Raw genomic sequence first — 11,521 nt, forward strand, 5'->3', positions numbered from 1 at the left:
CGGGCCGCCGCGCGGCCCGCCGCGCCCGCAGGATCTCGGCCTCCTCGTCGATGCGGTAGCCGGGCGGCAGGGTGCGGGGCGGGTCGCGGCGGGCCAGGGCGCGTTCGATCGCGGGCGCGAGCCGTTCCGCCTTGGCCGCCTCCCGCTCCTCCCGCCCCTCGGTGAAGCGCGGCAGCACCTGCTTCCCGAACAGCTCCAGGGCCTCCATGATGTGCTCGTGCCGGTTCGGCCCGGACTGGAGCACGAACGAGACCTGGTCCACCCCCACCGCCTGGTACCGGCGGATCAGGTCGGCGACCTGGTCGGGGGTGCCGACCGCGCCGCGCAGCGAGCCGACGTTCACCCGCAGCGCCTCGGCGTTGGCGATGATCTGGTCGCGGTCGAAGCCCTGGGCGGCGCGCCGCCGCTGGAACGCGTCCCAGATGTCGGTGCGCCCCGGGTCGTGCGGCGTGGTGCCGTAGTAGTGGGCCAGCGCGAACCCGAAGAAGTGCGCGCCGTCGATGCCCCGCTCGATGGCGGTGGCCTCGTCCTCGTGGAGCATCATCGGCAGCACGACGGCGACGTTGGGGTTCACCGCGAACCCGGCCGGGACGCACTCCTCCGACTCGATGATCCGGTAGTAGGCGTCCACCCAGCGGCCCGCGTCCTCGGGCTCGACGAACGAGAACGACAGCGCCCCGATCCCGTTGCGCGCCGCGAACTCGATCGTCTCCCGCCGCGAGCACGCCACCCACAGCGGCGGGTGCGGCTTCTGCACGGGCTTGGGGACGACGTTGCGCGGCGGCATCTGGAGCCACCGCGACCGCCACCCGGCGAACGGCTCCTCCACGAACATGCGGGTGATCGCGTCGATCGCGTCCGTCCACTGCTCGCGCTTGTCGGCCCGCCGCACCCCGAACCCGCCGAGCTCGGCGCTGGAGCTGGACTCCCCGGTCCCGAAGTCGACGCGCCCGCCCGACACCAGGTCGAGCGTGGCGACGCGCTCGGCGACCCGGGCGGGGTGGTTGACGTTCGGCGGAAGCTGCACGATGCCGTGCCCCAGCCGGATCCGCCGCGTCCGCTGCGACGCCGCGGCCAGGAACACCTCCGGGGCCGAGGAGTGCGAGTACTCCTCCAGGAAGTGGTGCTCGACCTCCCACACGTGGTCGAACCCGAGCCGATCGGCCAGCTCGACCTGCTCCAGAGCGTCCCGATAGAGCCGCGCCTCCGCCCCCTCGTCCCAGGGCCGGGGCAACTGGTGCTCGTAGAAGATGGAAAACCGCATCGCGGACCCCCTCCGGACCATCGACCACCCGCCAGCGTCCCCCGCGTTGGACACCCCGTCAACGACCGCGGCCACCGGGCGGCCCCGGCTCACGGGCGCGGGCTCCGCCCTGTTAACCAAGCGCTCGCTTGACTATGTCTTCCCGGGCGCGGCACCTTGGAGCTCGCGTGGGAGGAGATGTGATGGGGCTGCTGGACGGGTTGCGGGTTCTGGATCTCACTATGTGGCGGCCGGGGCCGTACGCCACCCAGTTGCTGGCGCAGCAGGGGGCGGATGTGATCAAGGTGGAGCCGCCCGGCGGGGAGCCCATGCGGGCGTTCCGGTCCCATTTCGACCTGCTCAACCAGGGCAAACGCAGCGTCGCGCTCGATCTGAAGTCCGCCGCCGGACGGGAACGCTGCCTGGAGCTGGCCGCCGGGGCGGAGGTGTTCGTGGAGGGCTTCCGGCCCGGTGTCGCCGACCGGCTCGGGGTGGGGGACGACGCGGTCCGGGCGCTCAACCCCGCGATCGTCTACTGCTCCCTGTCGGGCTACGGGGCCGACGGGCCGCTCCGGGACGTTCCCGGGCACGACGTCAACTACCGCGCCTACGCCGCCGCCCTCGGGCCCGACGCTCCCCCGCCCACCGCCGACGAGCTGCCGGTGGCGGACATGGCGGCGGCGACGATGGCGGCGTTCGCGATCACCGCGGGGGCGCTGCGGGCCCGCGCGACCGGGGTCGGCAGCCGTCTGGACCTGGCCATGGCCGACGTGGTGGCCCACTGGGTCGCCACCGTTCCGGAGGCCTCCCGTCCCGCCGACGGCACGGGCCCGGTCCCCGGCTACGGCGTCTACGCGACCGCCGACGGCGAACGCGTCACCCTCGGCGTGGTGTCGGAGCAGCGCCTCTGGTCCACGACCTGCCGCGCCCTCGGCCTGGCCGAGCACGCCGACGTGCCGTTCCCCGAACGCCTGGCCCGCGTCGCCGAGCTGGACAAGGCCGTCGCCGCGGCGGTGGCCCGCCTCACCCGGGACGAGGCGCTGGAGCGCCTGACCGCCGCCGGGGCGCCGGTGGCCCCCGTCCTGACCCGCGCGGAGATGCTGACCCACCCTCATTTCCGCGAACGCGGCGTCACCTCCCCCACCCGGACCGTCGGCGACGTCGTCCGCGTCGTTCCGTTCGCCCAGGATCGCGGGGGTGGTTCCCCCACACGGAACGGCACGGCCGAGCTGGATGAGCACCGGGGGCAGGGCTGGCTGTCCACGGATTGGAATATCGAGTGATTCGTCCGGTTCGCCTGGCATCCTGAGAAGCGTGAGCGCGCATGGGATGGGTCCTGTTCTGGTGGGGCGGGCGATCGAGCTGGCGGAGCTGACGCGGGCGCTCGACGCCGCGCCGGGGGCCGTGCTCGTCGGCGGGGAGGCCGGGTTGGGCAAGACCCGGCTGATCCGGGAGTTCCGGTCGGTCGTCGAGTGCGACCGGAACGGGCGGATGCTGGTCGGCGGATGCCTGGAACTGGGTTCGGACGGTCTGCCGTTCGCGCCGTTCACGACCGTGCTGCGCGGGCTGGTCCGCGACATCGGCCTGGACGGGGTCGCGGCGCTGCTGCCGCGCGGCGACACCGGCGGGCTGGCGCGGCTGCTGCCGGAGTTCGGCGACCCGGACACCCAGGCGGCCTCCGCCGAGGAGCGCGCCCGCATGTTCGAGCTGGTGCTGACGCTGCTGGAGCGGCTCGCCGAGTCCGGCCCGATGGCGCTGGTGATCGAGGACGCGCACTGGGCGGACCGCTCCACCCGCGACCTGCTGTCGTTCCTGATCCGCAACGTCGGCTCGGCCCCGCTGCTGATCGTCGTGACGTACCGCGCCGACGAGCTGCACCGCTCCCACCCGCTGCGCCCGATGCTGGCCGAGCTGGGCCGGGTGGAACGCGTCCGGCGCATGGACGTCTCCCGGCTGGCCCGGCACGACGTCGCCGCGCTGTGCGCGGGCATCCTCGGCCACGAGCCCGACCACGACCTGCTCGACCGCGTCTACGCCCGCAGCGAGGGCAACCCGCTGTTCGTGGAGGCGCTGCTGGACTCCGACGGCACCCTCGCCTGCGAGCTTCCCGAGTCGCTGCGCGACCTGCTGCTGGCCGGGGTGCAGCGGCTGCCGGAGGAGACCCAGGACGCGCTGCGCGACGCGTCCGGCGGCGGCACCCGCATCGAGCACCGGCTGCTGTCGGCGGTCACCGGCCTGGACGACGCGGGCCTCACCCGCGTGCTGCGGCCCGCCGTCGCCGCGAACGTGCTGGTCGTGGACGGCGACGGGTACGCGTTCCGGCACGCGCTGATCCGCGAGGCGCTCCACGACGACCTGCTGCCCGGCGAGCACACCCGCCTGCACACCCGCTACGCGCAGGCCCTGGAGAACGACGCCGGACTGGTCCCGCCCGGCCGCCTGTGGATCGAGCTCAGCCACCACTGGAACGCCGCCCACGACGCGACCTGGGCGCTGGTGAGCGCCTGGAAGGCCGCCGCCGACACCAGGAAGGCCGCCGCGCACGCCGAGAGCCTGGCGATGAAGCAGCGCGTCCTCCAGCTCTGGGACCGGGTGCCGGACGCCGCCGAGCGCATCGGCGCCGACCATGTCGAGGTGCTGCGCGAGGCGGTGCGCGCCGCCGAGCTGGCCGGGGAGTTCGAGCAGGGCATCAAGCTGGTCACCGCCGCGCTGCGCGAGGTCGGCGCCGGCCCGGAGAACGCGGCGGTCCGCGCCGACCTGCTGGCGCACCGCGGCCGTATGTCCTTCGACCTGGCCCGGCCCGGCTTCATCGAGGACCTGCGCACGGCGGTGGCGCTGCTGCCCGCCGAGCCGCCGACCCGGGCCCGCGCCGACGCGCTGATCACGCTGGCCCGGTTCGGGCGGCTCATCCACGGCACCGAGGAGGCCCGCGAGGCGGCGCGCGAGTCGCTGCGGATCGCCCGCGCGCTGGGCGACCGGATCGTCGAGGCGCACGCCCTGCACGCGCTGGCCTGCGTGGACTTCAACTACTCCTTCGACTACTCCACCGGCGGCATGGCCGGCGAGGGCGGCGTGTGGCTGGGGCGGACCCGCGACATCGCCGAGGAGTCCGGCAACCAGGAGCTCCAGCTCCAGGTCGCCGTCACCCGCTCGCACTTCTACGAGGGGGCCGGGCAGCACGAGCTGGCCATCGCGGTGGCGCGCGCGGGCCTGGAGCAGGCGTTCGAGAACGGTGTGGGCCGCACCCGCGGGTCGATCCTGGCCTCCAACCAGGCCGAGCCGCTGGTGTCGCTGGGCCGCTGGGACGAGGCGCGCGCCGTGCTGCGCAAGGCGATGGAGCAGGCGCCGCCGATGAGCATCCGCACCTCGCTGTTCGTGCTGAGCGGCGAGGTCGCGGTGGGGCGCGGCGACCTGGCCGAGGCCGAGTCGTGGCTGCGGTCGGCCCGGGAGGTGACCTGGCGCAAGACCCAGGACCTGTTCGCGGCGCTGCGGCTGGAGGCGGCGCTGCGGATCGAGCAGGGCCGGTTCGCCGACGCGGTCGCGGCGGCGGGGCCGGTCCTGGAGTGTCCCGAGCTGCCCGACGACGCCCGGTACGCCTGGCCGGTGCTCACCCTCGCCACGATGGCCTGCGCCGAGCTGCGCGGCACCGGGCTGCGCGGGACGGCCCCGGCCGCGCCCGCCGTGCTCGACGACCGGCCGGCGCTGCCGCTGCTGGCCGAACGCGTCGCCGCGCTGTCGGTGCAGGGCCCGTTGCAGGAGGCGTGGCGGCTGACCTACTCGGCCGCGGCGGCCGCCGCCGACGGCGTGCTGGAGCGTTCCGCCTGGGACCTGGCGGGCACCGCGTGGCGGGACATCGGGCAGCGGTACAACCTCGCGGTGACGCTGCTGTGGGCGGCGCTGGCCGCGATCCACGACGGCGACCGGGACACCGCCGGGGTCCGGCTGCGGGAGGCCGACGACCTGGCCCGCGAGCTGGGCGCGCGGCTGCTGCTGGAACGCGTGGCGGACCTGACGCGCCGCGCCCGGCTGGGCGGCCCCGCCCGGCCCGGGGACGCCAACGGCGCGTCGCTCGGTCTCACCCCGCGCGAACTGGAGGTGCTGCGGCTGGTCGCCGACGGGCAGAGCAACCGCGACATCGCCAAGGCGCTGTTCATCTCCGCCAAGACCGCCAGCGTCCACGTGTCCAACATCCTGGGCAAGCTCGGCGTCGCGTCCCGGGGCGAGGCCGCCGCCACCGCGCACCGCCTCGGACTGTTCCGGGAGCCGGTGGGCTGACCGGGCCCGCGGGCCCGGTCCGGACCCGGTGACGAGGACCTCCCCTCCCTGGCCCTCGTCACCGGATCGTCGGACCACACGGGAACTTCAGTGGCTGCCTCTCCGGACACGGTCCCGTGGAAGTACGCGGTACTTCTCCGCTCCGAGAGGCGGGGCCGTGTCCCGATCGGCTTCTCCAGTCTCCGGGACCGCGGCCGCGAAGGGCATCCGGAGACATGCCGAACCGGCTTACCGATAGAGGGGTCCGGGGCGCCGGGGACGGCGCATGGGTATACCCCCGGATACCTAGAGGCCGGGGCCCGGCCGGCGGGCGCCGCGCGTCCGGGGGCATCGGGGAGAACGCCTGGTCACAGTATGCACCTGGGCCCGGGAACGACGGAACCCCCGCCGGCGTGCGCCGGCGGGGGTCCCTCACGTCGAAGGGGGCGCGTTCTACTCCGCGCCGTCCTTGGCGTCCTCGGGGACGCGCGCCACGCAGAAGACCGTCTGCCCGAACGGCGGCCGCACGAGCCGCTCGATCGCCCGGGTCACCGGGATGACGGTCCGGTCGTAGATCTTGACCAGGCGGGGGTCGGGGTAGCCCGCGCCGCCCCGGCGGACCGCGAACCACCAGGCGACGCCGCCCAGCAGGTTGATCGGCTTGAGCACCTCGGGGACCAGCCCGGCCTCGCGGACCGACTTCTCCAGGGTGGCGGGCGTGTACCGGGTGACGTGCCCGACCTTGCGGTCGAAGTCCCCGTACAGCTGCATGTAGCCGGGCACCCAGATGACGATGCGGCCGCCGGGCAGGGTCACCGAGGCCAGGTCCCGGAGCGCCTGGACGTCGTCCTTGATGTGCTCCAGGACGTTCATCATGACGACCGTGTCCACCTTCTGGCGGATCTGGATCTCGGCGGGCAGCTCCAGGTCGATGACCTCGACGGCGTCGTTGCCCTCGTAGCGCTTGCGCAGCTCGCCCACGCAGTAGGGGTCGTTGTCGCTGACCACCAGGTAGTCGAGGCGCCCGGCGAACTGCTCGGAGAAGTGGCCGAGACCCGACCCGATCTCCAGGAGCGCGCGGCCGACGTGCGGGGCGACCATGTCGTATTCGTACTTGCGGTAGTTGCGGGCCTCGTCGCCGCCCAGGTGGTTCTCCAGGGCGCCCTCACCGGCCGCGGGCTGGACCACCTCGCCGTCTCCCGCGGTGGGGACGGCCGGACGTGCTTGAGGCCTGCTGCCCAGCAGTTTCAGCAGGGTGCCGGCAACGCTTCTCTTCTGACCTGGTGAATGCATACTTCCCGCTCGCTGGTGCGTGTTCGCAAGCTGGCGTTCAGCTCGTCGTCCGCCGGATCGGTGTGACCGCGAGTGACGCGGCCGATCTCAGGCGCGAAAGTTCAGATCAGTGTAGCCGCCACGACCGCTCACGGCGTCCGTTGCTACGCCTTTCGCAGCCGAACGGCATCTGAACAGGGCAAAAGTGCCGAAAGAAGTCCACGGAGCGCTCCACCGGCATCACTCGGACGTTCACCCGGCGGCCAGCCTACCTCCAGCGCGCGACCGGGATCCGGGTCGACGCGGCCTCGACGCGTTCGGGCCGGTGCCGCGGTCCTCGTCCGGTGAGGTTCCAGGTGACGTCGCCGTAGCGGACGGCGTGCAGGTGACCGGCGGTCTCCCGTTCGCGGCGGTCGGGGCGGCGGGCGGCGGCGATCCCGTACACGTCCACGATCGTGGTGAGCACGGCGGCGCGCACCGCGTCCAGCGACACCTCCAGGCCCAGCTCGGCCAGGGTGGGCGGGGCCGCGTCCGGCGTGCCCGGCGCCAGGTAGCAGCGGCCGAACGGCCGCACCTGCGTGACGTGCACGGCCACATGGGTCAGCTCGGCCCAGCGGGTGCGCAGCCGGGCGGCGCGGACGGTGCCGTTCCCGAGCGCGGCGGCCGGGAGGCCGAGTGCCTGGACGGCGGTGGCCACGAGCACGTCGAGGCCGGGCCGTGCCCCGGAACGCGGGTCGAAGGCCCGCGCGTCGGACGCCCCGCAACGGGCGGCCGGGACCCCGTGGGGTCCGGTGCGGCGGGCGGCGGGCTCCCGGACCGGTTCGCGCGGCGCGCCCCGCACCAGCGTGAACACCAGCGCGCCGGAGTCGAGGCAGACCGCGCCGCCGCCGCTGGCCCGGCGCACCAGCCGCACCCCGTCGCGGGAGCAGGCGGTCAGGTCGACGACGTCGGAGACCTCCTGGAAGCGGCCCACCACGACGCTGGGCGCGTTCTGCCAGACCCGCAGCACCGGGGGCGAGCAGGGAGGGGACCCGCCCGGCCCCCGGCGCGGCCGGCCCCAGCCCGCTCCGGCCGGCGGCGCGGGCTGGCGCGGCCACGACGGCTCGGTCCCGCGCGACCGGGCCGTCGGGGTCCAGGACCGCAGCAGCGCCTCGTCCAGCGCGAGGTTCCACGCCGGATCACGCGAGTCGTCCACGACCACGCTCAGCATGCGCACCCCCGCCCGTCGTCGCCGCTGCCCGCCTTCGGCGGACCCGGTACTCCACCGGGTGTTCGCAACGTATCTGCAACCTATCGACGCGGGCCGCAAATCACAGGCGGAGGGTTTTCAAATACTGACACTCCGTCACCAGACGGTACGGTGAACGTCGTCGCGTTCGCTGGGACCGGGCGTGGACGGCGCGATCCACGGTCCGGGGATGGACGGGTCGAGCACGCCCTCCTCCACCCAGGCGAAGTCGCCCTCCAGAACGCGTTCGGCCAGCCTGGAGTCCATCTCGTCGGTGTTGCGCCACAGCGCGTCGAACAGCTCCTCCACCCGTACGCGCGACTGCCTGCAGAACGCGTCGGCCAGCAGCAGCGCCTTCTTGCCGGGCCTCGTGGCGCCGTCCCCCGCCAGCGGTCCGGCGTCGGTCTCCTCGGCGTCCGCCACCGCGCGGACGCACACCGCGCTCATCGCGTACAGCTCGGCCCCGATGTCGACCATCCGCCCCAGGAACCCCTGCCGGTACTCCAGCCCGCCCTGCCAGCGGCCCGCCGCGTAGAAGGTGGAGCGGGCGAGCTTGCGGGAGGCGCGTTCGACGTAGCGCAGGTGCGCGGCCAGCGGCCCGAACTCCCCGTACGCGCCGGGCCGCTGCCCGGGACCGGTGACCAGGGTGGGCAGCCAGCGCGCGTAGAAGCCGCCCGCGCGGGCCACGGCGCGGGCCTTGTCGCCGCGCGTGGCCTCGGGGTCGATGATGTCCCCGGCGACCGACAGGTGCGCGTCCACCGCCTCGCGGGCGATCAGCAGGTGCATGATCTCGGTGGAGCCCTCGAAGATCCGGTTGATGCGCAGGTCGCGCAGGACCTGCTCGGCGGGCACGCCGCGCTCGCCGCGCGCCGCCAGGGACTCGGCGGTCTCGAACCCGCGCCCGCCGCGCAGCTGCACCAGCTCGTCGGCGACGCGGCAGGCCATCTCCGAGGCCCACAGCTTCGCCAGCGCCGCCTCGATGCGGATGTCGTTGCGCTCGTCGTCGGCCAGCTGCGAGGACAGGTCGAGCATGGCCTCCAGCGCGTAGGCGGTGGCGGTGACGAACGCGACCTTCCTGGCGATCGCCTGGTGGCGGCCGACCGGGCGGCCCCACTGGACGCGCTCCCGCGACCACTCGCGGGCGATCCCGGCGGCCCACTTGGCGGAGGCGGCGCAGATCGCGGGCAGCGACAGGCGACCGGTGTTGAGGGTGGTCAGCGCGACCCTCAGCCCCTGCCCCTCCCGGCCGATCAGGTTGGCGGCCGGGACGCGCACGTCGTGGAAGCGGGTGACACCGTTCTCGATGCCGCGCAGGCCCATGAACGCGTTGCGGTTCTCGACCGTGATCCCCTCACTGGCCATGTCCACGACGAACGCCGAGATCCCGCCCCGGTGCCCCTCGGCCTCGGGCACCCGCGCCATCACCACGACCAGGTCGGCGACGACGCCGTTGGTGGTCCACAGCTTGACGCCGTTGAGGACGTAGTGGTCGCCGTCGGGGACGGCGGTGGCGCGCAGCCGGGCCGGGTCGGAGCCGACGTCGGGCTCGGTGAGCAGGAACGCGCTGATCTCGTTGGCGCAGCGCGGCAGCCAGGTGTCCTTCTGCTCGGGGGTCCCGAACAGCTTCACCGGCTGGGGCACGCCGATCGACTGGTGCGCCGACAGCAGCGCGCCGAGCGCGGGGTTCACCGACCCGACGACCATCAGGGCGCGGCCGTAGTACAGCTGGCTCAGCCCGAGGCCGCCGTACCGTTCGGGGATCTTCATGCCGAACGCGCCGAGCGACCGCAGCCCCTTGAGCACCTCGTCGGGGATGCGGGCCTGACGTTCGATCACGGCCGGGTCCACCTTGGTCGCGCAGAACTCGCGCAGCCGCGCCAGGAACTCCTCCCCCTTGCGGCGGGCCTCGGCGTCGGGCCGGGGGTGGGGGTGGATCAGGTCCAGGCGGAGGTCGCCCAGGAACAGCTGCCGGCCGAAGCTGGGCTGCCGCCACTCGGTCTCGCGGGCCTCCTCGGCGACCTGGCGGGCGGTCCGCTCGTCGACGTGGCCCTCCGGCGGGCCGTCCCGGTGGGTTCCCCTGGTGGTTCCGGCGCTGGTACGGTTCGGCTCGCCCATGGCGGCCTCCTCGGTGGTAGCCTCCGCCTCTTCCGCGAAGTTACTCCCGGGTCGTACTTATGAGTAGGCCCATCGGCGGAAAAAGGACCGTTCCACCAGCTCCTTGTCACCCTCCGAGTTCAGGAAAACGCCCACCCGGACCACCCGGAAGTGATCCAATGGTCGCATGTGTAGCCGAAGGCCTTGACCCAACGGGGCCAGAGGGGTTCGCTGTGCGTGATGGGTGAGACACGGAGACCGACCCTCATCGCCTCGGTGCAGCGCGCGCTGCGACTCATGGAGGTCGTGGCGTCGCATCCCAATGGGGCGCCTGCCAAGCAGCTCGCCCGCGAGGCCCGCCTCCCTCTGGCGACCACCTACCATCTGCTGCGCACCCTCGCCCACGAGGGCTACGCGTCCCGGCTGTCCGACGGCGTGTGGGTGCTGGGCGACCGGATCCAGTCGCTGCACGGGCAGAGCCGCACCCAGCAGCTGCTGGCCCGCATCCGCCCGACCCTCACCGCACTGCGCGACGAGCTGGGCGCGGCGTCCTACTTCGGCATGCTCGTGGACGACGAGATCCGCATCATCGACCTCGCCGACGGCCCGCGCACCCCGCGCGTGGACCTGTGGGTCGGGTTCGACGACGCCGCGCACGCCACCGCGATCGGCAAGTGCATGCTCGCCCAGCTCGACGAGGAACGCCGCCGCGACTACCTGTCCCGGCACCCGCTGGTCGACCTCACACCGAACACCATCACCGAGCCCCGCCGCCTGATGAGCGCCCTGGCCGCCCCGTCCGGCCTGTCACTGGACCACGAGGAGTACGCGATCGGCACCGGCTGCGCGGCCGTCCCGGTGACCGACGCGACCGGCACCGTGATCGGCGCCCTGGCGATCTCCTGCCGAGCGGGCAAACTCCCCAAGATCGAGGGCTCGGTACACCGCATGAAGGAGACCGCCCGGCGCATCCAACGCACCCTGAGCCTGACGATCTCCTAGGCCGTGTTTCAAAGCCCTGGCCCACGGCGCTCGCCCGGGGCTCGCGCCTAACCAGGTCTTGGCGAGCGCGACATCGCTTCGCGATCTGACCTGCGGCCCTCGCCTCCGGCGTCGGCCCCGCAGGTCAGGTAACGCGCTCGCGTGCGTGGCTGAGGCCCACTTTGAAACAGGCCCTAGCCGACCAGAGCAGCCGGGGGGCAAGGGGCGACACTCCAAGAGGGGGTCGCAGGGGACGAAGTCCCCTACCGAGGTGTGGGGCAGAGCCCTGCCGGGGCCGTAGGGGCAGAGCCCCACGAAGGGGATGCGGGAGCAGCGCCCCTGCCGGAGGTCTGGCGGCGGCGCCCCTGTACGAGGGCGTGGGAGCAGGGCCCGCCGGGGTGTGCGGCAGGGCCCCCGCCGAAGTGTGGGTGTAGGGCCCTGCCGGGGGG

7 protein-coding genes are annotated in these 11,521 nt (G+C 73.8%); 3 read left to right on the top strand and 4 right to left on the bottom strand.

Features of this window, described 5'->3' with window-relative positions; all coding sequences use genetic code 11:
• Window positions 1-1,264 (bottom strand): LLM class flavin-dependent oxidoreductase (locus AKI01S_RS46155; RefSeq protein ID WP_067832757.1); only part of this gene is annotated, 1,264 nt, incomplete at its 3' end.
• Between the two features lie 182 nt (window positions 1,265-1,446).
• Between AKI01S_RS46155 and AKI01S_RS46160 the strand changes: the two genes are divergently transcribed.
• Both AKI01S_RS46160 and AKI01S_RS54515 read left to right on the top strand, forming a co-directional pair.
• The gene (locus AKI01S_RS46160) at window positions 1,447-2,526 is read left to right on the top strand and encodes a CaiB/BaiF CoA transferase family protein (protein ID WP_067832759.1); all 1,080 of its coding nucleotides are present in this window, start codon (window positions 1,447-1,449) and stop codon (window positions 2,524-2,526) included.
• A gap of 31 nt (window positions 2,527-2,557) precedes the next feature.
• On the top strand, window positions 2,558-5,518 hold the full coding sequence (locus AKI01S_RS54515; RefSeq protein ID WP_281186215.1) for a helix-turn-helix transcriptional regulator: 2,961 nt from the start codon (window positions 2,558-2,560) through the stop codon (window positions 5,516-5,518).
• Window positions 5,519-5,950: 432 nt separating this feature from the next.
• Here the strand turns inward: AKI01S_RS54515 and AKI01S_RS46170 are convergent, their stop codons facing one another.
• The 3 genes from AKI01S_RS46170 to AKI01S_RS46180 all read right to left on the bottom strand — a co-directional run bounded on the left by AKI01S_RS46170 (window position 5,951) and on the right by AKI01S_RS46180 (window position 10,112).
• Window positions 5,951-6,685, bottom strand: coding sequence for a class I SAM-dependent methyltransferase (locus tag AKI01S_RS46170; protein ID WP_245682071.1), 735 nt, complete (start codon window positions 6,683-6,685; stop codon window positions 5,951-5,953).
• 352 nt (window positions 6,686-7,037) lie between these two features.
• Entirely contained in the window at window positions 7,038-7,979 is a 942-nt protein-coding gene (locus AKI01S_RS46175; RefSeq protein ID WP_157420634.1) for a lipoate--protein ligase family protein, read from the bottom strand.
• A gap of 135 nt (window positions 7,980-8,114) precedes the next feature.
• Entirely contained in the window at window positions 8,115-10,112 is a 1,998-nt protein-coding gene (locus AKI01S_RS46180) for an acyl-CoA dehydrogenase family protein (RefSeq protein ID WP_067832768.1), read from the bottom strand.
• Window positions 10,113-10,331: 219 nt separating this feature from the next.
• Here AKI01S_RS46180 and AKI01S_RS46185 point away from each other — a divergent pair, with 219 nt between their 5' ends.
• The gene (locus AKI01S_RS46185; RefSeq protein ID WP_067832771.1) at window positions 10,332-11,093 is read left to right on the top strand and encodes an IclR family transcriptional regulator; all 762 of its coding nucleotides are present in this window, start codon (window positions 10,332-10,334) and stop codon (window positions 11,091-11,093) included.
• Window positions 11,094-11,521: the final 428 nt, after the last annotated feature.

This window comes from Actinomadura kijaniata NBRC 14229, assembly GCF_001552175.1.
Lineage (GTDB): Bacteria > Actinomycetota > Actinomycetes > Streptosporangiales > Streptosporangiaceae > Spirillospora > Spirillospora kijaniata.